Below are 24,791 nucleotides of genomic sequence, written 5' to 3'. Positions count from 1 at the left end.
GTGAGAGAATGTCCCTCATGCAATCGCTGCCTGCCCTGCTCGATGCCCGTCTGCGCGCCGTCACGGGGGTGGATCCGGAGATGAGGCCGGCCACGAAACCCCAGTTCGGGCATTTCCAGTCCAACGTGGCGCTGCGCCTCGCCAAGGAGCAGAAACGACCCCCCCGGGAGGTCGCGGCGGACATCGTCGCCCGGCTCGACGTCTCCGATCTGTGCGAGCCTCTGGAGATTGCCGGGCCGGGATTCATCAACTTCCGCATTCGCGCCGACGTTCTCGCCCAAGCCGCCACCGCCGTGCTCGAGGATCCGCATCACGGGCTGAGTCGCACCTCGCATCCGCAGCGGGTCGTCATCGACTACTCGGCGCCCAACGTCGCCAAACAGATGCACGTCGGGCACCTGCGCACCACCATCATCGGCGACTGCTTCAACCGCATCCTCACCGCCCTGGGGCACGAGGTGATCCCGCAGAACCACATCGGTGACTGGGGCACCCAGTTCGGGATGCTGGTCGAACACATCCTCGAGGCAGGAATCGACGTCACCACACTCGACCTCGCCGGCGCAGAGCAGCTCTACAAGAACTCCAAGAAACACTTCGACGAGGACCCCGAATTCGCCACCCGCGCCCGCGCGCGTGTGGTGAAACTGCAGGGCGGCGACGAGGAGACCCTGGCGATCTGGCGGCAGCTGATCGCGGTCTCCCTCGCCGGGTTCAACGCCGCCTATCAACGCCTCGGGGTGCTGCTGACCGACGCCGACCTGGCGGGCGAGTCGACCTACAACGACGCCCTGCCGGAGGTGGCCGCCGACCTGGCCGAGCGCGGCGTCGCCGTCGTCGACGACGGGGCGCTGGTGCTATGGGTCGACGGTTTCGATGCGCCGCTGATCATCCGCAAATCGGATGGTGGCTACGGCTACGACACCACCGACATGGCAGCCATCCGGCACCGGGTCCGCGAGTTGAAGGCCGACCGGATCATCTACGTCACCGACGTGCGCCAGTCGCAGCACTTCCAGGAACTCTTCGAGGCCGCCCGGAAGGCCGGTTATCTGCCCGACGACGTCGAGGCCCAGCACGTCGGCTACGGCATGGTGCTCGGTCCCGATTCGCGCCCGTTCAAGACCCGCGACGGCGGAACGGTGTCGCTGACGAGCCTGCTCGACCTGGCGGAGCAGGAGGCCTCACCCGAGATCGCCCTGGCGGCCATCAAGTACGCCGACCTGTCGGGCGCGATCCACAAGGACTACGTTTTCGACGCCGAACGGATGGTGCAGACCACCGGCGACACCGGGCCGTACCTGCAGTACGCGCACGCCAGGATCTGCCAGATTCTGCGCAGGGCCGAGGCCGAGAACATCGGCTGGGGGGCGGTCGTGGTGCTGGAGGATCCTGCCGAGCACACCCTCGCGCTGGTGTTGAGCCGCTTCGGTGAGGTCGTCGACGAGGTGGCCCAGGCACTGACCCCCCACAAACTGTGCGGGTACCTCTACGAACTGGCCGGTGCTTTCTCGGCCTTCTACGAGGCCTGTCCGGTGCTACGTTCCGAGGGAGAGGTGCGCTCCTCGCGCCTGGCGTTGGCGGCTGCCACCCGCGAGGTCCTCGCCCAGGGCCTCCACCTCCTCGGAATCGAGGCCCCCGAGCGCATGTGAGGCCCCTCCTCACAGCTGGTTGAGCCGAGCTGCTCGTGGTCCGAATCCACCGGCTCGCGGTGTGAAGCCTCGTGGGTTTCGTGACTGTTTTTCTCCGACCGCTGGTCGCGGTGGATCGGCCTCTCGGCCCGGTTCTGAGGGATGACTCCTACCGTGGTCCCATCCGGGGTGGGGGCGTCGGCCTGATGGTGGTTCCCGGTGGGTCGATGCGCCCTGATTTTTCGGGTTTTCTGACCCAAGACCTGGGTTGTAGAAGACAATTCGGCAAGGGCTTTTCCTTTCCTGCCGGATATCTGGAGCGGTGCTAGGCTCCCAGCCAGATCGTGAGCGATTCCAAACCACCGGGATGACCGGATCAGTGGGTCCGACGGGAAACTCCCCGGCTTCGTGTCGGGAAGCGAATACACCCGAGGAGATCCGGAGTCACACATCCGACGAATGGTCGCGGAGGAAAAGCATGCGGATCTGGAATCTAATGGAGCCGACCTGTGCGGCTGATGGCGGTCGTGCGCTCAGGACGTTCTGAGCGCACGACCCGAGGAGTGAGCGAGAGAGAAAAGAATATGCGGGCCCTGACCTGTGCGTGGCGCTTCGTGGTGCGCAAAAAACTGAAGACATTGATAATGTTCGGAATTCTGCTGTGTTTGTCGACGGTCATGCTGAGCATGGTCGCGGTGAAAGGCTCGACGGACGCGGCGGCGTCGCAGGTCGGTCAGCAGCTGAAGGCCGGTTTTACCCTCGAGAACAACCGGAAGAACAATCCCGGGACTCCCCGGGGTGGTGGTGTCGTCAAGGAAACCGACATCGACGCCGTCAAGGGCGTGTCCGGGGTGAGCGATCACCTCCGTCGTATGTCGTTGACCGCCGACCTGGTGGGGGCGAAGCCGCTGAAACTGCCCAATTCCCAGCGCGACTACGACGCCCAGAAGGAAAAACTATTCGGGAACCTGGTGGGCGGCTATGGGGAGAACAACACCGAACTGGACGTGAACTTCCGTTCCGGCAGCCTGAAACTGAGCCAGGGACGTCACATCAACGAATCCGACGTCAACAAGGCAATCATTCACGAGGATCTCGCCAAGGCGAATGGCCTGAAGATCGGCGACAAACTCAAGCTGAAGGCCAACCCGGAGGATGCCGACAACGTGAAAAAATCCACCGAGGAGGTGGAGGTCGAGATCGTCGGTCTCTTCTCGGGGGAGAACATCAAACCCGCTCAGACTCGCGTCGAGCTGGTGCAGAACTCCGTCTACACCGACGTGACCACCACAAAACAGCTCGCCAAGTTCGAGAAGGGTGAGGAGATCTACACGGACGCCACCTTCTTTGTGGAATCCGCCAACACACTCGACGATGTGATGAAACAGGCCGGTCAGTTGGGGGTCGATTGGAAGAACTTCCAGCTCACCAAGACCAACCAGATCCTTGCCGGCGTCACCGGCACGGTGAAGAGCATTTACAAACTTGTCGACACGATGGTCGTGGCCACGGTCATCTTCGGCGTGGTGGTGATCTCCCTGGTGCTGTGGCTGTGGGCCCGGGAAAGGCGACGCGAAACCGGCATCCTGCTGGCGGTGGGCACGTCCAAACCCGGAATCGTGGCCCAGCACATCCTGGAGCTCGTGCTGATAGCAATCCCGGCCTTCGGTGCGGCGTGGTTCGCGGCCCAGGGGGCGGCCCAGTTCATCGGCAACCAGCTGGTTTCCCAGGCCGCGAAGGCGACGTCGAAGGAGATGGCCTCGCAGCTCGGTGGCAGCGGCCTCGGCTCCGACAACGAATCAGCCCTGTCCGGCAAGACCCTCGACCACGTCCAGGTGATGCTGGACACCGGACAGTGGGCCCTGGTGTGCGGAATTTCCTTGGCCCTGGTGTGTGTCGCGGTGCTGATCGCTTCCATCCCGACGCTGCGCGCCAAGCCCAAGGCCCTGCTCACCCAGCTGTCCTGAGGTGCCTGCGATGTCATTGTTGAAACGCGCCTGGCTGTCGGTCAGCAGGCGTATCGGAAAGAGCGTGGTGCTGCTGCTTATCATGACGGTGATCTTCACCGCCCTGGTGGCGGAGGCCAGCGTCCGCGGCTCCATGCAGGCCCTCCGGGAGAGCGTCAGCCGTGGGGTGCCAGCCGGGTTCGTGATTCATCCCGGAACCGGGGAACTGAGCCTCACCGACGCACAATCCGTCAGCGGAGTGCAGGGGGTCACCGGCCACAACTACGTCCGAGCTCTCACCGCCACGCCGTCGGCCCTCACGCTCGTCGAGATGCCCGCCAGCGGGGTGGAGCTCTCCGGTGATGTGGCACCCGAGGCGGGCGTCACGGGAGTGACCCGCAGCGACCTGGTCCAGGGTTTCGCCGCCAAGCAGTACACCCTCGTCGAGGGACGCCATATCGCCGAGGGCGACCAGAACTCGGCGATCATGCATCAGGAACTGGCGGCGAAGAACGGCCTGAAGGTGGGGGACCGGGTCACGCTGAACCGTGACGGAAAATCCGTGACGGTGACCATTGTCGGCCTGTTCACCGGGACCAGCGGGAAGGCGTCGCTGCCCTCGGAGATGGCGGAAAACACTTTCTACACCGACCTGGCCTCCAGCGGGGAACTCGCCGCCGGGCAGGGACTCACCGAGGCCCAGTACCTGGTCGCGAGTGCCGACGAGCTGGGAGCGACGATCGCCCGGGTCAAGGCGCTGTCGCTGCCCTGGGACACCTTCCAGGTGGAGGACAACGCCAAAACCTTCGCGGGGGTGCTCTCCGGGATCGCCACCGTCGAGGGGTTGCTCAACCTGATGCTGGCGGGGGTGAGCCTCGCGAGCGTCGCAATCCTGGTGTTCGTGCTGGTGTTCTGGGTGCGGGGACGGGTGTACGAGATCGGGATCCTGCTGTCGGTGGGTACGGCCAAGAAGAGCCTGCTCGCGCAGTTCCTGATCGAACTGACCATGATCGCGCTCGCCGCGGGTGGCCTGGCGGCCCTCGCCTCCGGGCAGGTTTCCCGCATCCTCGGCGATTTCGTCGTCGGGCAGGCAGCGGGCACGGGTGACGGCCAGGCCGGCGTCAACGTCCCGCCCCCCAGTTTCGCCGCCGCCTCGGCGCTCGACCTCGGACGCGCCTGGCTGCTCGGCTACGCCGTCGTCCTGGTGTCGGCGGTGGTCGCAATGATCCCGATGCTGCGGCTCACGCCGAAGCAGATTCTCTCCAAGATGAGTTAGGAAATCACAGATGAGCGTTCTTGCGCTGGAAAAGGTCAACTACGCCTACGATAAAATGGCGCGAAAACTCCTTGAAAACGTCACCCTCGAATTCGAGGAGGGAAAGTTCTACGCGATTCTTGGTGGTTCCGGGGCGGGCAAGTCGACGCTGCTCGGATTGCTCGCCGGGCTGGATGTTCCCACCAGTGGGAAGATCTTTTGCAACGGAAAGGACATCTCGGAGGAGGGACTTCCCAAACACCGCAAACGCAACGTGTCGCTGGTGTTCCAGAACTACAACCTGATCGACTACCTGACCCCGCTGGAAAACCTTCGCCTGGTGAATCACCGGGCAGATGCCCGGGTGTTGGAGAAGATGGGGTTGGAGAAGGAGGAAATCAACCGTAACGTCATGAAACTCTCGGGCGGGCAGCAGCAGCGGGTTGCGATCGGTCGGGCACTGGTCTCCGACGCCCCCGTGATCCTCGCCGACGAACCGACGGGCAACCTCGACGAGGACACCGCCAGCGACATCATCGACATCCTCAAGACCGCCGCACACGACAAAGGCAAGTGCGTCATCGTCGTCACGCACAGCAAACAGGTGGCCAAGGCCGCCGACGTCGTGCTGCGGCTCAGGAACCGGAAGCTCGTGGCCTGAGCGTGAAGGGTTCCGTGGTGGCTCTCGGCATCGTCCGACCACGGAACCCTTCCGATCCCTCGGTTCTGGCGCCGTTGCGACAGGACCACGAGCAACCGGAAGCGGCCGGGATCCCTCTGCCAGGATCCCGGCCGCCCCTTCGGCACATGTCAGAGTGACAACGGGGTCACGGCTCCCGAAACAACCGTCGCGGTGCCCTTCGCACCCAGGGCGAGTTCCTGGGCCCGGGGATCGGCGAACACCAGCAGTGATCCCACAGGGGCGCCGTCGTCGACGAAGACCTCCACGCTGGAGTGATCGACGTAGACGTGCAGTCGCACCGTGCCGTTGACGGGACGGTAGGCGACCTCACGTCGCAGGGCGAATTGTGCCGTCCCGCCGTCGCGTCCCGGCACTGTTTCCAGGCCACCGGCGGTGCGGTCGAGGTAGAAGATGCCCTCGGTGGGCATGACACCCACCCGAACCTCCTGGAGTGTGCCGTCGATCTGGCCGCGGCACAGGCTCAGCCACGCATCGCTGGCCTTGGAGACGTCGAGCGTCAGATCCAGTTCGACGACCCGACCTGTCCCCAGCCCGGTGGTCGTGTCCGTGGCGGATAGCCCGCCGATGTCTGCTGCCCGGCCTCGCAGCGCATCCAGTTCCTTCACCGGTTGCTGCCGCAGAAGCCGTACCCCGTCCCGGGTGGTCAGCGTCAGTTCGCGGGGAATGCTCATCTGGTTCTTCCAACCCTCGGTGGGCATCGAGTAGGGGTAGGCCCAGTTGCCCATCCACCCCAGCCAGATGCGGCGCCCCTCGACCTTTTCGAAGGTCTGGGCAGCGTAGAAGTCCTGACCGGCGTCGGTGAAGCGGATCCGGTCATCCTCGGGGAAAAACGTGGAGCCGTCGAAATCGCCGATGAAGTACTGGGCGGTCGAACCGTGGGTTTCGTTGTTGTCGCCGATTGACATCGTCAGCACCCACCGGGTCTGGCCGGTGGAGACGTCGTCGAGGGGGAACAGGTCGGGGCATTCCCACACCGCGGCGTGGGAACCTTTTCCCTCCCCGAAGTCGCTGGCGTGCGTCCAGGACCGCAGGTCGCCGGAACGGTATATGGCGATGCGGTCGCCGAGGGAGACCACCATCACCCACGACTTGGTCGGTTCGTGCCAGAAAACCTTCGGGTCGCGGAAGTCCTTGCGGCCCTCGTTGGGGATGACGGGGTTGCCGTCGTGGCGTTTCCAGGAGCGACCGCGATCGGTGCTGTACGCCAAGGACTGTGCCTCCCCACCTTCGGTGGAGGTGTAGATCGCGACCATTCCGCCGCCCGGAACCAGGCCGGAGGTGTTGGCGCCGTCGTCGACGCAGCTGCCGGACATCGCCAGGCCGAGGGCGTCGTGTTCGAGGGCGGTGCCCAGACGTTCCCAGCGCACCATGTCGGGGCTGACGGCGTGCGCCCAGGTGCCGTCCTGCTGATGGAACAGGTGGTATTCGCCCTGGTGGAAGATCAAGCCGTTGGGGTCGGCTAGGTTCCCGCTGGCGGGGGTGTAGTGGTACACCGGTCGGAAGGGATCGGTCTTGGCTGTGGCCTCCGAGGGGATGTGGGACGTGGGGGTCGGCGAGAGGGGACCGGACGCGCTGGGGGTGGACGATGGCGGGGAGGCCGTGGCGATGTCCTGGTCTCGGGTGCCGAGAACGAGCGCCCCGGCTGTTGTTCCGACACCGAACAGCAGGGCGCGACGACCGTACTTTCCACTGATCATGTCCCAATGTCTACTCCACCACCGGTTCATCGAGTCCGGAAGCTGGGTGAGCCGGGTCGCGACGAGGAAGCGGCCCGTGTCGAAACCGTGCCGCGGCAGGTCGTTTTCAGGCGGCGAGTTGTTGCAGCGTCGACAGCACGGAGGCGCCGTAGCCGCCGCCGAACAGGATGGCGTGCACCAGCAGCGGGGTCAGGTGGTGCCAGGGAATTCTCTCCTGCCAGCCGTCGGCCAGCGGGTGGGTTTCGTTGTAGGAGGCGAACGCCTCCGCGCCGAAGCCGCCGAACAGCGCCATCATCGCCAGGTCGAACTCGCGATGTGCGTAGTGCGCGGCTGGGTCGATGAGCCAGTTGACGCCCGTGACGTCCACCAGGCGGTTGCCCGCCCAGAGGTCGCCGTGCACCAGCGACGGGGGCTCGGGCGGCCCGCACAGCTCGTCGACACGGAGGGAGAGGACGTCGAGCAGCCGCAGGGCCTCGGCGGGCACCCGTTTCTCCGCGACGGCCCGTCGGGTCAGCGGCAGCACCCGGCGTTCCAGGTAGAACTCGGACCACGACGACGCCGGGGTCAGATCCACCTCGACGGACCCCAGATATCCCGACGTGTCGCCGTCGAGGCCACCGAAGTGGGGCGCGGGCAGGCTGTGCAGCCGGGCCAAGCCGACGCCCAGCGCCGTTTCGGTGGCGGGACCGCGACCACCTTCGTCGATCCATTCGAGCACCAACCCGCGGGGCGAGGCGGCCAACACCTCGGGAACCCGCAGCTCCGGCGGTGCGGCCTCCCGCAGCGCCCGCAGGCCGCGCGCCTCGCGTTCGAACAGCATCCGGGTGGGGGAGGGGTGCGTCTTCAGGAACACCGGCCCGGAGGGGGTATCGAGCCGGTAGGCCCGTGCAATGTCCCCGCCACGGACCGGGGTGACGCGGATCACGTCGAGGTCGGCGATCAGCTCTTCGGGTAGCGACATGTCCCCAAGCTACCGGCGCCGATCCGGTGGTCGACAAGCGGACCCGACCATGGTTCCTGGGGGATCCGGTGCGGCTTTCCGTCGACTTCCGCTCGCGCGACGTCCTGATGGTCGACGTGCAAGGATGGGGGCACCATCATGACATCACACCAACTCAACCGCCGGTTGTCAGCGTTTATGCCTTTCGTCGTTCCGCTGGCGATCGTCGTCGCGGTGCTCTTTCCCGAACAGCTCGGGGTTCTGCTGCCCGCCATCGCGCCGGTTTTCTTCGTCATCGTTTTCGCCGGTTCCTCGACGCTGCGGGCCAGGAGCATCGTCGAGACGTTGCGTCATCCGCTGCCGCTGCTCCTGATTCTTGGGATTCTTCACGTCGTGATGCCGGTCGTCGCGTGGGCGGTGGCCCGGCTGGGGTTCGCGGGCAGCCCCGACATCGCAGCGGGCATGGTCTTGGAGTTCCTCGTGCCGACGGCGAGCGCGGGTTTCGCGTGGATCGCGATCTGTGGCGGCAATCTGACGCTTGGGCTTGTCGCCGTGTTCGTGGATGCGGTGCTGACTCCCGTCCTGCTGCCTTTCGGGGTGGAATTCCTGACCGGTGCCCACGTCTCCGTGGATTCTGGGGAGCTGATGCGCAGCATGGTGGTGATGGTGCTGGCGCCGTCGGTGCTGGCGGTCGCATTCAATGAGGCGACGGGTGGCAGGGTGAGTGGGAGGGTCATTCCGTGGCTGCAGATGGTGGTGAAGTGCGGGATCGTCGTGGTGATCCTGGCTTCCTCCACACGTATCGCGCCGATCGTGTGGACCCTCGATCCGATGCTCCTGGTGATCACCGGTGTCATGTTCCTGATCTCCTTGGCCGGTTACGGGTTTGGCTGGCTGGCGGCGCGCCTGACGGGGCAGGGCAGGGCGGTCACGGTGGCGATGATCTACGGGTCGGGGATGCGCAACATCAACGCCGGCGCGGTGATCGCCGCGGCCTTCTTCCCGGCGGCGACGATGTTTCCTGTCATCATCTCCACCCTGTTCCAGCAGGTCACGGCGGCGCTGATCTCCTTGGCGATTCAGCGACGCCTACCTGAGACCGCCCCCGGCGACGGCTGAGAGGCAGCACAGCAGAAGGGTGCGGCACCACCCGTGAAGTTCCTGCGGTAGTCAGCATTCATGCGCGGGGATGCCGAGTTCGGGAATGGGGAGATCCATGTCGCCGGGGATGTAGTCATCGCCGTGAGAGGTGTCTTTCCAGGTGGGGTATTGCCAAGCCGTGTAGCACAGTTGTTGGGGGCTGTTGATTCCTGCGATGTCCTGGAGGAGGGTTGTAGGTTTTTGACTGGCTCCCGCTGTGGTGACGGCATATTTCCGGTCGTGAAAATATATTCAGCAATGCCTAAAGAGCATGGTCTGTGAGTTTGTGAAATAGTCGGCGCGCGAGATGTTTTTCTTCTGTCTGTGGTTTTCGGATCGCTTGTTGAGGGGTTTTATTCGTAGTAGCGGGCTCCTTAAGGCTTATTCACAGACGGCGCGCCAGCCAGGAAAACCCCTAGTCAGCGCACACTTGAGAAGGGCCGTGAATAGACCTCCTTGTGGGGTATAAAAAGTGAAGGTTACCTCATGTGGGCCGCGGACCAGTTCGCATACCCCATCGTTAATGGTTCTCCAAGCCTTGAGCGGGCGTTTTCCGATGATCGTCTTGAAACCCTTTCCCCATTCAGTTGAACCCGCATTGATGTACTTGACAAAGTGGTCATTTAGTTGGATAGGCTCGCTATGGTCTCTCCTGTCGGTTGTTTCGGCTGCGGCAAATAGAATTCTGCGAACCTCGCCGGTGCTTCTTTTGCCGACTAAGACATATTCGGAAAATCTTGAGAAAGTGGCGGTGAGTACTTGTTCACTGTCGAAGATGGTCCAACCGAACTCGCCCGTAGCGATTTTTGCGAATTCCTCGGTGGTCATGGGCCAGGGGAGGCCTGTGAGGCGGTTGGCCCATGTGGTGAATTCTTCGGTGGTCAGCGCGTTCATGGTGTGTTGTACGTATTGCTGGGGTTGTCTTTTCCGGTTTACGGGTCGGGTGGTGTCACCATGTGATGGGGACTTCGTCGAGGTTGTTGGTTTGGAAGGTTTCGGTGAGGGCGTCGACGACTTGTTGTGCGGGCCAGGTGTCGGGCACTTTGATGAGGGTGCCGTTGCCGAGGCGTGCGGTGGTCAAACCTTCCGCGTGGGTGGCGATGGTTCCGACCCAGTCGTTGATCCACACCCGATACCCGAACGGGATCTTCCAGCCGCCTCGGCGGGTCATCATGAGGATGGTCATTTCCTGGCCGGTGACGAATGCGGGGTCGAAAGCTATGACGGCGGCGTGAATCGATGCATCCCACAATTCACCCGCCGAAGCATGCTCCGAGTGATAGAAATCCTGTGAAAACTTGGGCGAAGCGATTCGTTCGATGAGCCGCTCCGTGCCAGCTCGCACATTGAAATCGGTGTTCAAAGGGTCAGTGCCGTTGAGTAGGGTGATGCTGTATCCGGCGCCGCGGCTGATTTTGCCTTCCTCGGTCTTTACTGCATTGTTCTTCACCGCTGTGACCAAGTCTTCCTCGGTGCCGTCCCACTCATCCCTCAGTGGCCTCCAGTGATCCAGTTTGATTTGGGTGGAGAATTCTTTCATGAAACGCATGGACATGCGGGCGATGTCTTCCGGGGTTTCGCTGAGGCGTGTCCAACACCCGCGTGTGGAAATGTCATCGAGATCGTGGGTCATGTTCGTGGTCACCTTTCAGGAGTGTAGATAACATCAGCGCCATAGATTTTCTCCTTCGCCAAGATTCTGCTGATGGCGTCGGCTCCTTCTCTGGCGGGGAGGTGTTGTTTGAGTGTGGTGGCTACTCGTAGTAGCGGGCTCCTTGTGGGGTGTAGAAGGTGAACACAATGACCTTCGAGGTGCGCTCCAACTTCAGGATTTTATCGTCCTGGATCTTCCATGTAACCGATGACTCTTCTCCCAGTCTTTTCTGTGCTTCCTTTCCCCAAGTCTTCGTTCCAGCGGAAACGTATGCAACAAAAAGATCATTCAGTAAAAGAATATTCTCTCGCTCGCCCGGGTTGCCTCTTGCTATGAAAAATAGCACGTCATCGATTTCATTCCTGTCGTTTACGCTGAACATCACGTGCTCGACATGTCCTGAGAAAGTGGCGATGAAGTGTTTCCCTCCGTTGCCCAAATTCCATCCGAAGTCTTTAGACACTGTCGTGGTGAATTCTTCGAGGGTCATGGGCCAGGGGAGGCCTGCGAGGCGGTTGGCCCATGTGGTGAATTCTTCGGTGGTCAGTGCTGTCACGGTGTGGTTTGTTTCCCCTCTAGGGGGGTGTGGGGTGGTGTCACCATGTGATGGGGACTTCGTCGAGGTTGTTGGTTTGGAAGGTTTCGGTGAGGGTGTCGACGACTTGTTGTGCCGGCCAGGTGTCGGGCACTCGGATGAGGGTGCCGTTGCCGAGGCGTTCGGTGGTCAAACCTTCCGCGTGGGTGGTGATCGTGCCGACCCAGTCGTTGATCCACACCCGATACCCGAAGGAGATTTTCCAGCCGCCTCGGCGGGTCATCATGAGGATGGTCATTTCCTGGCCGGTGACGAATGCGGGGTCGAAAGCCATAACGGCGGCGTGAACCGATGCGTCCCACAACTCGCCCGCCGAAGCATGCTCAGAGTGATAGAAATCCTGTGAAAACTTGGGCGAAGCGATTCGTTCGATGAGTCGCTCCGTGCCGGCTCGCACATTGAAATCGGTGTTCAAAGAGTCAGTGCCGTTGAGTAGGGTGATGCTGTATCCGGCTCCGCGGCTGATTTCGCCTTCCTCGGTCTTTACTGCATTGTTCTTCACCACTGTGACCAAGTCTTCCTCGGTGCCGTCCCACTCATCCCTCAGTGGCCTCCAGTGATCCAGTTTGATTTGGGTGGAGAATTCTTTCATGAAACGCATGGACATGCGGGCGATGTCTTCCGGTGTTTCATTGAGGCGTGTCCAACACGCATACACGGAAATGTCATCGAGATCGTGGGCCATGTTCGTGGCCTCCTTTCAGGAGTGTAGATCACATCAACGCCATAGATTTTCTCCTTCGCCAAGATTCTGCTGATGGCGTCGGCTCCTTCTCTAGTGGGGATGCGTTGTTTGAGTGTGGTGGCTACTCGTAGTAGCGGGCTCCTTGTGGGGTATAAAAGGTAAACAAAGCCAACGGGTCGGTGCGAATGATTTGCAGAATGCAACCCGAATTATGCTTCCATGCAATCAGTGGCTCCGGGCCGCGCTCTGTCCTTATTGGCTCCCCCCATGCCTCCGATCCCGCAGTCGCATAGCTGACGAACAAGTCGTTCAGTCGGGCTCGGTAATCTCTATTTTCTGTTTTCAATCTAGCTAGCGGAAAATATGATTTCCGAATTTCGGTTCCATTTCTCTTGGTGAGCAAGATATGCTCGGAATGGGTCGAAAAATTAGCACTGAAACGCTGGTTTCCTTCGGTTGTGGTCCATCCGAAGTCTTTGACTGCTGTTGTGGTGAATTCTTCGAGGGTCATGGGCCATGGGAGGTTCGCGAGGCGATTTGCCCATGTGATGAATTCTTCGGTGGCCAGTGCTGTCACGGTGTGCTGTAGGTATTGCTGGGGTTGTCTTTTCCGGTTCGTGGGTGGGGTGGCATCACCATGTGATGGGGACTTCGTCGAGGTTGTTGGTTTGGAAGGTTTCGGTGAGGGCGTCGACGACTTGTTGTGCGGGCCAGGTGTCGGGCACTTTGATGAGGGTGCCGTTGCCGAGGCGTTCGGTGGTCAAACCTTCCGCGTGGGTGGTGATCTTGCCGACCCAGTCATTGATCCACACCCGATACCCGAATGGGATCTTCCATCTGCCTCGGCGAGTCATGCGAAGAACGGCTCGTTCCTGGCCTACGGCGAATGCGGGGTCGAAAGCCATAACTGCGGCGTGAACCGATGCATCCCACAATTCACCCGCCGACGCATGCTTAGAGCGATAGAAATCCTGCGTGAAGCAAGGTGACGCGACTCGTTCAATGAGTCGGTCCTCGCCGGCGGAAACATTGAAGGTGGTATTCAAAGGGCCACGGTCATTGTTCAATGTGGTGCTGTATCCGGCTCCGCGGCTGATTTTGCCTTCCTCGGTCTTTACCGCATTGTTCTTCACCACTGTGACCAAGTCTTCCTCGGTGCCGTCCCATTCGCCCTCCAGTGGTTCCCAGGGGCCCGTCTCAAGTCGGGTGGAGAATTCTTTCATGAAACGCATGGACATGCGGGCGATGTCTTCTGGTGTTTCGTTGAGGCGTGTCCAACATGCGCGTGTGGAAATGTCATCGAGATCGTGGGTCATGTTGGTGGTCACCTTTCAGGAGTGTAGATCACATCAACGTCGTAGATACCTTCGCCTTCCAAGATTCTGCTGATGGCGTCGGCTCCTTCTCTGGTGGGGATGTGTTGTTTGAGTGTGGTGGCTACTCGTAGTAGCGGGCTCCTTGTGGAGTGTAGAAGGTGAACAATACCAAGGATCGTGTGCGGACGATCTTCAGTATACAGCTGGCCGGATGGGTCCATGTCATCAAAGGCTTTTGGCCATGCTCTGTCTTGGTTGGGTTCCCCCAAGTCTCTGTGCCGACTTTTGCATAGCTAGCAAACAGATCATTCAACTCTATTTCAGAATCTCGGTTTTCCGTTTTAGTTCTAGCTAACGGAAAATGAATCTTTCGAACTTCCTCTTCGCTTGTCTTTCCAACAAAAACGCGTTCGGAATAATTCGGGAGAGTGATGGCCAGCACCTGTTTACCGTCAAAGATGGTCCAGCCGAACTCGCGTGTCGCGATTTTTGCGAATTCCTCGGTGGTCATGGGCCAGGGGAGGCCTGTGAGGCGGTTGGCCCATGTGGTGAATTCTTTGGTGGTCAGTGCTGTCATGGTGTGCCTTGTTTCCCCTCTAGGGGGTGTGGGGCGGTGTCACCATTCGATGGGGACTTCGTCGAGGTTGTTGGTTTGGAAGGTTTTGGTGAGGGCGTCGACGACTTGTTGTGCGGGCCAGGTGTCGGGCACTTTGATGAGGGTGCCGTTGCCGAGGCGTTCGGTGGTCAAACCTTCCGCGTGTGAGGTGACGGTTCCGACCCAGTCGTTGATCCACACCCGATACCCGAACGGGATTTCCCAGGCGTCTTGGCGGGTCATCATGAGAATGGTCATTTCCTGGCCTACGGCGAATGCGGGATCGAAGGCGGTGACGGCGGCGTGAACCGATGCGTCCCACAATTCACCCGCCGACGCATGCTCCGAGTGGTAATACTTCTGTGTGAAGCAAGGTGAGGCGACTTGTTCGAAGAGTTGGTCCTCGCCGGCGGAAACATTGAAGTGGGTGTTCAAAGGGCCGCGGTCATTGTTCAATGTTGTGCTGTATCCGGCGCCGCGGCTGATTTTGCCTTCCTCGGTCTTTACCGCATTGTTCTTCACCACTGTGACCAAGTCTTCCTCGGTGCCGTCCCATTCGCCCTCCAGTGGTTCCCAGGGGCCCGTCTTGATTCGGGTGGAGAATTCTTTCATGAAATGCATGGACATGCGGGCGATGTCTTCCGGGGTTTCGTTGAGGCGTGTCCAACACCCGCGTGTGGAAATGTCATCGAGATCGTGGGTCATGTTCGTGGTCACCTTTCAGGAGTGTAGATCACATCAACGTCGTAGATACCTTCGTCTTCCAGGATCCTGCTGATGGCGTCGGCTCCTTCTCTGGAGGAGATGTGCCATTCCAGTTTAGCACCGGGGGGAAGTACCCTGCGTTGCCTCTTCGCCTCATCAATCAGCTGTTGTTGCATGCCTTTGGTGTGGGTGGGGTCGTAGTAGACGCGTTGGTATCCGCGTTTCGCGTCGAGGTAGACTTCTTGTGGGGGTTGTCCCCGCCACGTGCGCCCGTCGATACGCACAGGTTCGCCATTTGAGTCGTAGCGTGTGTATTCGGGCATTTCGCCTTTGTTGTTGCGTTTCCAGCCGGTGATTTGTTCCTGGTATTTCAACCAGTTTTCTATTTTCGGGTTCTCCTTGCCGTTGGTGTTGCCTCGGTTCACGTGTTCCACGCCTGGTGTTCCGGTGGCTCGGTTGTGGGTTTCGGGCGGGGTGTGTGGATGGGGGTCTCCGGGAGCCAGGCCATCACCAGAGGAGTAGGTCTTCCCTACCGCTGGATCGTAGTCGGGGAACGCGACAGGTTTCCCTGCACGCCCGTAGCCGTCGCCTTTGTTCCAGGCACTCCAATCCTTGGTGGCTGGGTCGTAGCGCATCTCCCAGCCGCGTCCTCGTCCATCACGGGTGGTCTCTACGAGTGGTTCCCCGGTACGCGGGTCAACATGTTCCCCCTTCACTGGGTCGAATGCGTTGTCGTAGGCGTGTTTCACATCCGCGTCGGTGTAGTCGACTCCGAATCTTTCTTTGGCCTGGCCCGGGCGTAGTGTGTTTGGAATCTCTTTGCCATCCCAGGTTTCCACGGTGGGTGGATCAGGCAACTTCGACGCATCAGGGCTGGTGTTCTGTCCTGTAGGAGACGACCCGTCACCAGCCTGGGATGGGTGTTCCGGGCTGGTGGGATGGTCGGGATCAGTGGAGTGGCTGGGTTTGGTGGGTGGGTTGTGGTTGTTGGTTGGTGTGGAATCGCCGTCATGTACGTGGGGGTTCCCGCGACTGGAGGGGCCGGTGTGTTCCTGGTCGTGGTGGGTGTGTGGGGTGTCCCCGTTATTGTTCCTGGTTGTTGGGGTTGATAGATCCTTTGGGTGGGGGTGTTCGGGGTTCTTCCCGCTGGTAGGGGATTCCGTATCGCCGTTGCTGGTGGGGTTGTTTTCTGGGTTGTGGTGGGGTCGTGGTTTCTCGATCAGCGGGTCAGGACGTGGACCGCTGCCGGTGTTCACGTGGGGCTGCTGGCTAGCGCCACTGTTCGCACTACTATGACCTGCACCACCACTACCCGCACCAGACCCATGACCGGTGCTGTTGTGACCGGAACCGGCGCCCACAGCGGAGCCAGTACCGGTGCCGGAGCTGCTGCCAGTGTTGATGTGGGGTTGTTGGCTACCACTGCTGGTGCCGGTATGACTTGCACCGCTGCCTGCACCAGACCCATGGCCGGTGCTGGTGTGCCCGGAACCGGTGCCCACAGCGGAGCCAGTGCCGGTGCTGGTGCTTGTGTTGGCGTGCCCAGAGCCACTACTGGTGCTGGTGGCGCCCGTACTGTTTCCGGAACCGTTGCTGGTGCCGGTGTTTGCGTGGGGTTGCGGGCTACCACTGTTGGTGCCGCCATGGCTTGCGCCACTACTGCCTGCGGTGCCCGCACCGGAGCCGCTACCTGTACCGGAACCGGTGCCGGTGCCGGTGCCGGTTCCTGTGCTGGTGGTGCCGGTATGACTTGCACCGCTGCCTGCACCAGACCCATGGCCGGTGTTGTTGTGACCGGAACCGGTGCCCACAGCGGAGCCGCTACCGGTGCCGGTGGTGGTGGGGTTGTTGGCGTCTAGGTTTAGGCCGTGGAGGGGGTTCAGCCTCGCTCCGGTAGGGGAGTGGGGTGGTTGGAAGTCAGGGCCCGGTCCTGAAGACTTCGACACACCACCACCCCCGCCGCCGTTGCTGGTGGTGGTGTGTGGGGGAGTGCCGCCGTGGCCACTGGGGGTGTGTCCGCTGGGAGTGAGCGGCCCCGGTTTCACTGGCCCCGGTGCTGCTGTGTCGGTGAGGTCAATAGAGGTTTTGGAACGAAGTTTCTGGATCTGCTCCAATCCCAGATCAACAACCTTGACTCCACCTCGGATCAGCCAGCCACCACCAGGAAGTGCATAGTCCGCGGCACGCGTGGCCAGGTTCAACGTTGCGAGTGCCGCAGCACCCAGTTTGGTACCACCGATAACACCCTTGACCGGTCCGGCGCCAGGGATACGAGCAGAAGCAATATTGAGCACAGACTCAGTCACGGCGGACACGGCACCGTCTTTCTTCCACTTATGGAATCCGTCTCTACCCTCAAGGTGAGCATCCAAATCAAAACCCACCATCCCCGAGACAGCCTTCGCTACGACCTTGTAACGATCCGCCACCCACTGGGCCCCATCCTTACCTCCAAGAAGCGTCACCCCAGCCGCGACCACAGGATTCTTCGCCACCCACACCGACAACGCGAAATCCCCAACCCCCACCCACGCGTTACTAGCGTTCTCCCACGACCACGACCCATCCGCACCGATCCCAGCCATGGCCTTGAAACCGTCCCAGGTGTTCTTCGCGAAGTTTCCCACCCCGTGACCCACCGATTCCGCACAGTGTACGGTTCTTCTCCACCGGCGCGCCCCAGGGCATCATCTCCCCGGACTGCATGAGCGCATCCGCCGAGATCCCCTCCACCGCGGGCAGCTCTACCCCATCCAGCAACCCATTAATCGTATTCGCGCACGCAGCAGCCGCTGTGGTGAGAGTCTCCACCACCTTCGCGTAACGCCCCAACAACGCGTTGTTACGATCCACTACCTCCTGATGATCCCGCCACTTGTCCCCATACTCCGACAACGTGGCGCTACGAAACGAAGCAGCCTCCTGCTCCAATGTTGCAAGCTCACTCTTGACCGGTTCTATCGCACCGGCGAAATCATCCAACGCACTAGAAGCCTTCTCAAACTTCGTTTTAATCGTCTCCGACGCCGTCGCCGCCGGAGCCATCAACCCATACGCCTGCTCCGCTTCCGGAGCCACATACACAGCCGGTAAACCATTCCACAACCCAACGATCGCATCCATCCGGGAATCAATCGTTTGTCCCATGGACTTCAGTTTTCCGGAGGCGGCCCTCACATTCTCCGCATTAATATCCTTACTCTTGCACGGAAATGCCTCCGGTATCACCAACCCGTCACCCGACTGCGGCTGCTCACCCATGACGCACCACTTTCTTCTTGCTTTGGAATTTACTGGTCATCTTTGTAGCCGTGGGTTTCGAAATAGGAGAAGTCGCCGCTCGACGCCGACACCGACATCTGGCGTTGGAACTCGCCGACCATGTCATCCTGACCAAGGGCGTAGGCTTTAACCGAGTTCTTCACCCCAGCCGCGCCGGCAGCGACGCGGTTCGTGACCGCTTGCAGATTCGACTTCTGATTCTGCATCAACGCCTGCAACGCTTCGGGTACCTTCGCGATCAGGCCGCCGGCTTCACTGATCCCAGTGAAAATCGCCTCGAACTCTCCATCGCCCAATGCCGCGATCAGGCCCTCCTGCTCGGTTCCCACGCCCGTCAGGATCTTTTCCACCCCAGCAGGATCAATCTTCCAACTTGTCATGAGAGTCATATCCTTTCCCGTATCAAGCCACCGATCTCGGCGGCGATCGCCTCGGCCACTGTGCGGCCTTTTTCCGTGTTGTCAAAAGGCACCATGATGTCGCTCCACAGCCCGAATGCCTCCGGTGGATCCACCAGCGCAGCTGCTGCCTCCCGGGCATCGTGGATCACCATGGGGGCATGCACCGTGAGAATGTGTTGTCCGGTCTCGTCGTGCAGGGTGCAGACCTGGCCGTCGAGCCATTCGAGCATTTCCCCCGTTATTCCCAGTCGCTTGTACGCGCGGTGGTGCACCTCCTCAGTGAGGGGGACGTCGCTGAGCAATACCAGCTCCGTGGCCATCGGTTCATCCTTTCGTTTCTTTCCCGGGCGGCAGGTCGTCGAACTCGACAGCCAGTGCAGCCGCCAGGCGTTCCTGGTCGAGGTCGTGGGCAAACGCGACCAGCTGATGCCACAGCTCGTCCCTGCCGCTGAACCTCACCAACAAGCTCGGTGCCCGCCTCAAACCCAGCGGCGTCACGTCGTGATGCGCTGACAGGGCCGCCACATCGATCTGCAGGTCCCGTACCGCCGGAGCCCCGATCAACACCGCCAACGGCACGTCCATTCTTCTTCTGGACACGATCTGTCCCAGCGACCCGTCCAGATCAACCACTTCGCTGTACGAGACCATCGCCAGATTCGGACGGAACCCCTGAACCAGACCCTGGAGGGTCTCGGTGATCGCCGGATGCATCGCCAACGGCGCCCCCTCCGGGAGGCCTGCCGGCTTCCCGTACTCGCCAGCTGGCACCAACCCTCGGGTGTGCTCCAGCAGTCCGTTTCTGGTTCTGGAGACCTGGAAGCTCACCGGCTCTCCGTTCTCGCCGCGGGCAAGATGACGTTGTGACACGGGCATCTGCATCCGCAGCGAGTAGGTCACATCATCCCTGTTCCACACGTTGGCCAGTGGTTCGCACTCACCCCACCGCACCAACCTGCCGCCACCCAGACCCGCAACCATGTGCTCGGCCACCGCTCCGCACCGGGTTCTTTCCTGGGCCCGCTCCCGGGTGAACACGTCGAAGAAGAAAGCCCCCTGGGCGGTGGGGGCCAACTCCCGGAAGGACCACAACTTCTCCCGGCCCGCCAAGGACTTCTCCCACAGGTCCTGAAGCCGTTGGAGGCGATACCCGGACCGACCGTCGTAGATGGCGCCGTCCTCGCCCCGGACGACCCACAACCCGCCGGAGAACCGCAGCTCGTCGGCAACGAACCATCCAAGATGGGCTGCCGTGGAAGTGCCCAGGATCGGTTTGACCCGACCCTCACGGGCATCCCGGATGAATCCACGAACGGCAGCCGTGAGCGTGACCCGTTCACTCGAACACAGCAAGGCCCGGTAATCCTGGCCCCACTCATCGGCGAAGGGAGAAAATGCGACCTTCGTCATTCGGGGACGGCCGAGCGTGCGGTCGACAGGGCCCTGGCGGCCACGTCATCGTTCTCCGCCAATGATTGACGGATCGCTCCAATCACCTCACGTACCTGACGACCCGCCATGTTCCACTGCTGTTCCAGATGCGCATACTCATCCGAGACCCCATCAGCCTGATATGCACTCATCGCCTGCTTCACATCAGCATCCCGACGATCCAACGCAGCCTCCAACTCCGAAGCCACCGCCTCGAAATTCCCCTGCACAGCCTGAGACGCACCCACACTGTAATCATTACGATCCATCTGATTACCAGACATCACACACACTCCCAACACAACAAACCAGAAAAATAAACAAACACCCCCCAAAAAAAGCAAAACCCCCCAACAAAAACTACTGCGGACCGATACGCGACAAAAACCCCTCAGCACTGAAATCAGCAGCACCCTCCGCCGACGCATGCACCGACGCACCATCCTCAGCCGCCGTCACAAACGCCCGATTCTGCCCCGAAATCGAACCAACAATCCCAGCCAACGCAGAATTCAACGACGCAGAAATCTCATCCACACTCACCTTGAACTTGTCAAACGCAGCCCTCGCCGGACCATTCACCTGACCCGACAACGGCTCAGCAGCCTCAAACAACCGCCTCACCAACACCCCCAAATCCTCAGACTCCGTCTGAGACCGCTGCCCCAACACCACCAACGTGTCACTCTCCATCGCGAACTTCACGCGAAACACCCCTTCCCGAAAAAACAATTCCTCACACACAAAAAAATTTGAGGTCCCCATACCCTCACCCACCCCACCACCACCCCACAACCACCCTTTAAACATCAAATACAACCCGCCCGCCACCGATCCACCCCACACGCCCCCGACAAGCGACAACACCCCACAACACGCCACCATGTCCACCAAACGGACGACAACCGGAAACCACTCAGGCATAACACACGGTTAACGCCCACCCACCCGACACGAAGCCGGTGGACGCTCTGGGGAGGCGCCGTCGGGTCGCGGATCGGACCGTCTCCTTTCCGCAATGCTGGCACCGCTCCTGCCCGGTCATCCCGGGTGATACCCTCGGCCCTGCCGCTGTTCGCTAGAACCATCAGGAGACCCATGAACTGGCTGCACGCCGTCATCCTCGGCATCGTCGAAGGGATCACGGAATTCCTTCCCATCTCCTCCACGGGACACCTCAACATCGTCGAGAAGCTGTTCGGCTACGAGATCAGCTCGGAAGGCATGACGGCCTTCACGGCGGTGATCCAGGTGGGCGCCATCCTCGCCGCGATCATCTACTTCTGGAAGGACATCGTCCGGATCGTGGTGGCCTGGTGCAAGGGCCTGGCCAGCAAGGAAGCCCGGCAGGACCCCGACTACACCCTGGGTTGGGGTGTGATCCTCGGGTCTATCCCGGTGGCCGTGGTCGGGCTGTTGCTCAAAGACTTCATCGAGGGCCCGGTTCGCTCCATGTGGGTCATCGCCGGGGCGCTCATCCTCTGGAGCGTGGCCATGTGGCTGGCGGACCGTCAGCAGAACCTCACCAAGGGCATGCGCGACGTCAGCATCAAGGACGCCCTGATCATCGGCTGCTTCCAGGCCCTCGCGCCGGTCTTCCCAGGCATTTCACGTTCGGGCGCCACCATCTCCGCGGGTCTGTTCCTGCGTTTCGATCGGGTGACCGCCACCAGGCTGTCCTTCTTCCTGGGCATCCCCGCTCTCGTTGCCGCCGGTGGGCTGGAAGCCGTCACCGCCGGGAAGCACATCGCCGACGCCTCGATCGGCTGGGGACCGACGATCGTCGCCACCGTGGTCTCCGGAGTCGTCGCCTACGCGACCATCGCCTGGCTGCTGAAGTTCGTCTCCTCCAACAAGTTCACGAGCTTCCTCATCTACCGTGTGATCCTGGGTGCAGTCATCATCGCCCTGATCCTCGCCGGCCTCGTCGCTGCCTGAGCTGAGCGCCCCGAGTCAACCAGCTTGGGAGGGATCGGGGCGCAGGTCTGCGTCCTGTGCTGCGAGCGCCGCGCCGATGATTCCCGCCCGGTTGCGCATCTTCGCCGGGACGATGGGGGTGCGCAGCTTCAGCAGGGGCAGGAACTTCTCCGAATCCTTCGACACCCCACCGCCGACGACGAACAGGTCGGGGGAGAACAGCATCTCGATGTGGCTGTAGTAGCGCTGCAGACGTACGGCCCACGCCTTGTAGCCGAGCTTCTCCTTGTCCTTGACGGAGGAGGCTGCCCGGGTCTCCGCGTCATAACCGTCGAGTTCCACGTGTCCCAGCTCGGCGTTCGGCACCAGGACCCCGCGATGGATGATGGCGCTGCCGATTCCGGTGCCCAGGGTGGTCATGATCACCAGGCCGTCGTTGCCCTTTGCCGCGCCGTAGTGGACCTCCGCCAGTCCGGCGGCATCCGCGTCGTTGACCAGGGTGACGGGACGTCCCAGATGATCCTCGAAGAAGGTCGCGGCCTCGAGTCCCGCCCACGACTTGTGGAGGTTCGCCATGAACGGCACCTTCCCGTGCACGACGGGGGCGGGAATGGTCAAGCCGATGCGGGAGTCGGCGGGAATCTGCTCCTTGAAGTTCTCGATGATCTCCGCCACCACAGCCGCGACGTTCTTGGGGCTTGATTTCGAGGGGGTGGGGATGCGCACCCGGGCTTCAGCGAAGTCTCCGAGCGCCAGGTCAACAGGGGCGCCCTTGATGCCGGAACCGCCAACGTCAATGCCCAGGATGTTCATGCCGGCAAGCATAAGGGTTCAGCCCTACCCGGGGGCATCCCGGCTTGCCAAGCGGATGTGTTCCTCCGCTAGACTGAGCCCGTCCCTGAGCGACGCGCGGGCGTAGTTCATCGGTAGAACGGAAGCTTCCCAAGCTTCAGAGGCGGGTTCGACTCCCGTCGCCCGCTCCATTGCTTTCCCTCCCCCATCCGTTGGGCAGGCCTTCGCGGGCGAACGCCTGCCCTGTCGACACAGGCCAGCGCCACGGCGCAGGCGAATGGCAACAAGGCAGGCGAGTCCGTGGGGGAGGGGCCAGCGCGGGCGGCCTCCTAGCGGAACATCACCCAGGCCGCTTTGGCGAGCACGCGGGGATCTCGCTCGTAGTGGTGCAGTGTCGTCAACGGCTTGTCCAGGCCCAGCAGCGTGTACACGGCGACCTGTGCGCACCGCACCGAATACTGCTCGGTGAAAACCATGTCGAACGGCATTTCTGCGAACTGGCTGATGAACGCCAGGTTCTTCGACCCGTCGGGCACCACCTTCGGACGGTCCAGCGTGGTGCGCCGGTTGAACAGAGCCGACGCGTAGGGCATGTGAGCGGGAACCACGTTGATCACCGTGGACATCAACTCGTCGACGCGATCCGGGATCGGGTGCGCGGTGGTGTCGATGCGACCCAGGTGTCCGATCGTCTCCAGCAGCATCTCTCGCCCCGTCATCTCGATGAACGGTTTGGCGATGAAATCGCCCAGGCGGCGCGGATAGAGCGCATATCCCCAAAAGACTCCCTGCTCGGGGGTCTGGGCGTGGTAGTGCGGCTGGTGGTGCACCACCAGGGAGATCAACGGGCCGGAGTCGACGAAGGTGTTGAGCGCGTTTCCGGGCCGCTGACGGGTCAGCCGGGAGATCTCGTTGATGAGGCTGTGGTCGGAGGTGGTGACGGTGAAACTCGTCCACTCCGACTGCGAACGGTCGTTGAAGAACTTGTCCGGATGGCCGAGGTTGTAGAACCGTCCCGCAGCCTGCTTCCACAGCAGGGCCGACGGCGCGTAACGGTGGTCCTCGACGATCGCGGTGTCTAGGTCGCCGATCGAGGTCGAGTCCGTGATGGAACCATTGGTGGCGAACACGAGATCCTCGGGATGCACCTCGATCAGGCCTTCGGCGTCGTTGTTGTCCACCTCCTCGTACTTCAGGCCGGTGACGATGATCTCGTCGCGCAACGGGGTATCCGCGAAGACGAACTCGGTGACCTTGCGGTTGGTGATGAAGGTGACGCCCTGTCCCTGTAGGTGGGCGCGCAGCGGCAGGATGACCGACTCGTACTGGTTGTACGGCGTGCGGGTGACCCCCTCCAGGGTGTTGATCCGGGAGAACTCGAGGATCATGCGATTCATGTAGCGGCGCAGCTCGGCTGCGGAGGAGACGTCCTTGAAGGCGAACGTGGTCTCCCACATCCGCCAGAAGTTCGTCGTGAAGAAGTCCGGTGTCTCGGCGAACCAATCGCGAATCGAAACGTCGTCGAGTTCGCTCTCGCGCGACTCCGGCAGCGTCATCAACCGGGTCAACAGCAGGCGTTGCTTGTTGGTGAACTGCATGTGCCGGTACCCCTTCGGCCCCGAGACGCGCAGGCCCTCGGAATCGATCAGCCTGCCGATGTCCTTGGTGGGGTGCGCGTGATCGAAGTCGAGGATCTCCTGTGTGACGGACTTGCCCGGCTGGTCCAGCGATGGCACGCTGCCCATCACATCCCAGAAGTTCTCGTAGGTCTCCTCGTTGAGCATCCGCCCGCCTCGGTTGAGGAAACCCGCAGCATTGCTCAGTGGGTGGTGCCCGTACTCACCCTCGAATTCCTTGACGGCAGCGCCGTCGTTCGCGCCGTGTGTGTCAAGTCCCAGGATCGTGATCTGGTCGCCGCGCCAGCCGCCGTCGCGGATCAGATAGATGGCGGCGGCGAGGTTCCCGATCCCTGCGCCGATCATGTATGCCCTGCGAGTCATGTCTCCCACGCTTTCATCCATCCGGTGCCGCGCCCTCCGCGACGTCCCTAAAACGGATTGTACTCCGTTCGGAGTGCGCTCCAAAATGCTATCGTGAAAGCAGTCC

General features: G+C 61.6%; 25 protein-coding genes and 1 tRNA gene. 7 read left to right on the top strand and 19 right to left on the bottom strand.

The window, feature by feature from the left end:
- Positions 1-17: 17 nt before the first annotated feature.
- From argS to V7R84_RS13030, 4 genes are all read left to right on the top strand, one after another.
- Positions 18-1,652, top strand: coding sequence for an arginine--tRNA ligase (argS, locus tag V7R84_RS13045; protein WP_338569760.1), 1,635 nt, complete (start codon positions 18-20; stop codon positions 1,650-1,652).
- Positions 1,653-2,194: 542 nt separating this feature from the next.
- Complete coding sequence (locus V7R84_RS13040; protein ID WP_338569758.1) at positions 2,195-3,598, top strand: ABC transporter permease; 1,404 nt, start codon at positions 2,195-2,197, stop codon at positions 3,596-3,598.
- Positions 3,599-3,608: 10 nt separating this feature from the next.
- On the top strand, positions 3,609-4,853 hold the full coding sequence (locus V7R84_RS13035; RefSeq protein ID WP_338569756.1) for an ABC transporter permease: 1,245 nt from the start codon (positions 3,609-3,611) through the stop codon (positions 4,851-4,853).
- A 10-nt stretch (positions 4,854-4,863) separates the two neighbouring features.
- A complete protein-coding gene (locus tag V7R84_RS13030; protein WP_338569755.1) occupies positions 4,864-5,493 on the top strand; it encodes an ABC transporter ATP-binding protein in 630 nt (209 codons plus the stop codon).
- Between the two features lie 149 nt (positions 5,494-5,642).
- Here the strand turns inward: V7R84_RS13030 and V7R84_RS13025 are convergent, their stop codons facing one another.
- Positions 5,643-7,232: a glycoside hydrolase family 32 protein gene (locus V7R84_RS13025; RefSeq protein WP_338569754.1), complete on the bottom strand. Its 1,590-nt coding sequence runs from the start codon at positions 7,230-7,232 to the stop codon at positions 5,643-5,645.
- A 106-nt stretch (positions 7,233-7,338) separates the two neighbouring features.
- On the bottom strand, positions 7,339-8,193 hold the full coding sequence (locus tag V7R84_RS13020) for a fructosamine kinase family protein (protein ID WP_338569752.1): 855 nt from the start codon (positions 8,191-8,193) through the stop codon (positions 7,339-7,341).
- Positions 8,194-8,331: 138 nt separating this feature from the next.
- Here V7R84_RS13020 and V7R84_RS13015 point away from each other — a divergent pair, with 138 nt between their 5' ends.
- Positions 8,332-9,291 (top strand): hypothetical protein, encoded by a 960-nt coding sequence (locus V7R84_RS13015; protein WP_338569750.1) that lies wholly within the window; start codon positions 8,332-8,334, stop codon positions 9,289-9,291.
- Between the two features lie 402 nt (positions 9,292-9,693).
- Here V7R84_RS13015 and V7R84_RS13010 read toward each other — a convergent pair whose 3' ends face one another.
- The 15 genes from V7R84_RS13010 to V7R84_RS12940 all read right to left on the bottom strand — a co-directional run bounded on the left by V7R84_RS13010 (position 9,694) and on the right by V7R84_RS12940 (position 20,900).
- Complete coding sequence (locus V7R84_RS13010; protein ID WP_338569748.1) at positions 9,694-10,206, bottom strand: DUF6301 family protein; 513 nt, start codon at positions 10,204-10,206, stop codon at positions 9,694-9,696.
- Positions 10,207-10,261: 55 nt separating this feature from the next.
- Positions 10,262-10,957 carry a hypothetical protein gene (locus V7R84_RS13005; protein ID WP_338569746.1) on the bottom strand — a complete coding sequence of 232 codons (696 nt, stop codon included), beginning with the start codon at positions 10,955-10,957 and terminating at the stop codon, positions 10,262-10,264.
- A 109-nt stretch (positions 10,958-11,066) separates the two neighbouring features.
- Positions 11,067-11,522: a DUF6301 family protein gene (locus V7R84_RS13000; protein WP_338569745.1), complete on the bottom strand. Its 456-nt coding sequence runs from the start codon at positions 11,520-11,522 to the stop codon at positions 11,067-11,069.
- 40 nt (positions 11,523-11,562) lie between these two features.
- Positions 11,563-12,246, bottom strand: a complete 684-nt coding sequence (locus tag V7R84_RS12995) for a hypothetical protein (protein ID WP_338569742.1) — start codon at positions 12,244-12,246, stop codon at positions 11,563-11,565.
- 121 nt (positions 12,247-12,367) lie between these two features.
- Complete coding sequence (locus tag V7R84_RS12990) at positions 12,368-12,823, bottom strand: DUF6301 family protein (RefSeq protein ID WP_338569740.1); 456 nt, start codon at positions 12,821-12,823, stop codon at positions 12,368-12,370.
- 55 nt (positions 12,824-12,878) lie between these two features.
- Positions 12,879-13,574, bottom strand: a complete 696-nt coding sequence (locus V7R84_RS12985; RefSeq protein WP_338569738.1) for a hypothetical protein — start codon at positions 13,572-13,574, stop codon at positions 12,879-12,881.
- Between the two features lie 109 nt (positions 13,575-13,683).
- Positions 13,684-14,139 (bottom strand): DUF6301 family protein, encoded by a 456-nt coding sequence (locus V7R84_RS12980; protein WP_338569735.1) that lies wholly within the window; start codon positions 14,137-14,139, stop codon positions 13,684-13,686.
- A 39-nt stretch (positions 14,140-14,178) separates the two neighbouring features.
- Positions 14,179-14,874 carry a hypothetical protein gene (locus V7R84_RS12975; RefSeq protein ID WP_338569733.1) on the bottom strand — a complete coding sequence of 232 codons (696 nt, stop codon included), beginning with the start codon at positions 14,872-14,874 and terminating at the stop codon, positions 14,179-14,181.
- Positions 14,871-17,489 carry a Tox-REase-5 domain-containing protein gene (locus V7R84_RS12970; protein WP_338569730.1) on the bottom strand — a complete coding sequence of 873 codons (2,619 nt, stop codon included), beginning with the start codon at positions 17,487-17,489 and terminating at the stop codon, positions 14,871-14,873. The genes V7R84_RS12975 and V7R84_RS12970 overlap by 4 nt, the downstream gene beginning before the upstream one ends.
- Positions 17,401-18,009, bottom strand: coding sequence for a hypothetical protein (locus tag V7R84_RS12965; RefSeq protein ID WP_338569727.1), 609 nt, complete (start codon positions 18,007-18,009; stop codon positions 17,401-17,403). Before V7R84_RS12965 ends, V7R84_RS12970 begins: the two co-directional genes overlap by 89 nt.
- A gap of 143 nt (positions 18,010-18,152) precedes the next feature.
- Positions 18,153-18,524, bottom strand: a complete 372-nt coding sequence (locus V7R84_RS12960) for a DUF6507 family protein (RefSeq protein ID WP_338569726.1) — start codon at positions 18,522-18,524, stop codon at positions 18,153-18,155.
- A 5-nt stretch (positions 18,525-18,529) separates the two neighbouring features.
- Positions 18,530-18,865 (bottom strand): hypothetical protein, encoded by a 336-nt coding sequence (locus V7R84_RS12955; protein ID WP_338569724.1) that lies wholly within the window; start codon positions 18,863-18,865, stop codon positions 18,530-18,532.
- A 4-nt stretch (positions 18,866-18,869) separates the two neighbouring features.
- Positions 18,870-19,955: a DUF6177 family protein gene (locus tag V7R84_RS12950; protein WP_338569722.1), complete on the bottom strand. Its 1,086-nt coding sequence runs from the start codon at positions 19,953-19,955 to the stop codon at positions 18,870-18,872.
- Complete coding sequence (locus V7R84_RS12945) at positions 19,952-20,128, bottom strand: hypothetical protein (RefSeq protein ID WP_338569719.1); 177 nt, start codon at positions 20,126-20,128, stop codon at positions 19,952-19,954. The genes V7R84_RS12950 and V7R84_RS12945 overlap by 4 nt, the downstream gene beginning before the upstream one ends.
- A 208-nt stretch (positions 20,129-20,336) precedes the next feature.
- Entirely contained in the window at positions 20,337-20,900 is a 564-nt protein-coding gene (locus V7R84_RS12940) for a hypothetical protein (RefSeq protein ID WP_338569717.1), read from the bottom strand.
- Between the two features lie 174 nt (positions 20,901-21,074).
- On the opposite strand from V7R84_RS12940, the gene V7R84_RS12935 reads away from it, so the two are divergent.
- Positions 21,075-21,914 (top strand): undecaprenyl-diphosphate phosphatase, encoded by an 840-nt coding sequence (locus V7R84_RS12935; protein WP_338569715.1) that lies wholly within the window; start codon positions 21,075-21,077, stop codon positions 21,912-21,914.
- Positions 21,915-21,929: 15 nt separating this feature from the next.
- On the opposite strand, the gene ppgK is transcribed toward V7R84_RS12935, so the two are convergent.
- On the bottom strand, positions 21,930-22,706 hold the full coding sequence (gene ppgK, locus V7R84_RS12930) for a polyphosphate--glucose phosphotransferase (RefSeq protein ID WP_338569714.1): 777 nt from the start codon (positions 22,704-22,706) through the stop codon (positions 21,930-21,932).
- 96 nt (positions 22,707-22,802) lie between these two features.
- On the opposite strand from ppgK, the gene V7R84_RS12925 reads away from it, so the two are divergent.
- A tRNA-Gly gene (locus tag V7R84_RS12925) sits at positions 22,803-22,876 on the top strand.
- Positions 22,877-23,014: 138 nt separating this feature from the next.
- Here the strand turns inward: V7R84_RS12925 and V7R84_RS12920 are convergent.
- Positions 23,015-24,706 (bottom strand): oleate hydratase, encoded by a 1,692-nt coding sequence (locus tag V7R84_RS12920; protein WP_338569712.1) that lies wholly within the window; start codon positions 24,704-24,706, stop codon positions 23,015-23,017.
- Positions 24,707-24,791 lie beyond the last annotated feature (85 nt).

Origin of the sequence: Arachnia propionica (assembly GCF_037055325.1) — a bacterium.
Lineage (GTDB): Bacteria > Actinomycetota > Actinomycetes > Propionibacteriales > Propionibacteriaceae > Arachnia.
Note: the sequence above shows the minus strand (reverse complement) of the source record. Positions and strands in the feature narration are given on the sequence as shown.

Bases quoted from the DNA above. Each gene is read 5' to 3' on its own strand.
- V7R84_RS13025 (WP_338569754.1), bottom strand. From the start codon at position 7,232: ATGATCAGTGGAAAGTACGGTCGTCGCGCCCTGCTGTTCGGTGTCGGA.
- V7R84_RS12935 (WP_338569715.1), top strand. From the start codon at position 21,075: ATGAACTGGCTGCACGCCGTCATCCTCGGCATCGTCGAAGGGATCACG.
- V7R84_RS12995 (WP_338569742.1), bottom strand. From the start codon at position 12,246: ATGGCCCACGATCTCGATGACATTTCCGTGTATGCGTGTTGGACACGC.
- ppgK (WP_338569714.1), bottom strand. From the start codon at position 22,706: ATGAACATCCTGGGCATTGACGTTGGCGGTTCCGGCATCAAGGGCGCC.
- V7R84_RS12920 (WP_338569712.1), bottom strand. From the start codon at position 24,706: ATGGATGAAAGCGTGGGAGACATGACTCGCAGGGCATACATGATCGGC.
- V7R84_RS13020 (WP_338569752.1), bottom strand. From the start codon at position 8,193: ATGTCGCTACCCGAAGAGCTGATCGCCGACCTCGACGTGATCCGCGTC.
- V7R84_RS12980 (WP_338569735.1), bottom strand. From the start codon at position 14,139: ATGACAGCACTGACCACCAAAGAATTCACCACATGGGCCAACCGCCTC.
- V7R84_RS13030 (WP_338569755.1), top strand. From the start codon at position 4,864: ATGAGCGTTCTTGCGCTGGAAAAGGTCAACTACGCCTACGATAAAATG.
- V7R84_RS12955 (WP_338569724.1), bottom strand. From the start codon at position 18,865: ATGGCCACGGAGCTGGTATTGCTCAGCGACGTCCCCCTCACTGAGGAG.
- V7R84_RS12960 (WP_338569726.1), bottom strand. From the start codon at position 18,524: ATGACAAGTTGGAAGATTGATCCTGCTGGGGTGGAAAAGATCCTGACG.
- V7R84_RS13015 (WP_338569750.1), top strand. From the start codon at position 8,332: ATGACATCACACCAACTCAACCGCCGGTTGTCAGCGTTTATGCCTTTC.
- V7R84_RS13035 (WP_338569756.1), top strand. From the start codon at position 3,609: ATGTCATTGTTGAAACGCGCCTGGCTGTCGGTCAGCAGGCGTATCGGA.
- argS (WP_338569760.1), top strand. From the start codon at position 18: ATGCAATCGCTGCCTGCCCTGCTCGATGCCCGTCTGCGCGCCGTCACG.
- V7R84_RS12965 (WP_338569727.1), bottom strand. From the start codon at position 18,009: ATGGGACAAACGATTGATTCCCGGATGGATGCGATCGTTGGGTTGTGG.
- V7R84_RS13010 (WP_338569748.1), bottom strand. From the start codon at position 10,206: ATGAACGCGCTGACCACCGAAGAATTCACCACATGGGCCAACCGCCTC.
- V7R84_RS12940 (WP_338569717.1), bottom strand. From the start codon at position 20,900: ATGCCTGAGTGGTTTCCGGTTGTCGTCCGTTTGGTGGACATGGTGGCG.
- V7R84_RS12945 (WP_338569719.1), bottom strand. From the start codon at position 20,128: ATGAGTGCATATCAGGCTGATGGGGTCTCGGATGAGTATGCGCATCTG.
- V7R84_RS12950 (WP_338569722.1), bottom strand. From the start codon at position 19,955: ATGACGAAGGTCGCATTTTCTCCCTTCGCCGATGAGTGGGGCCAGGAT.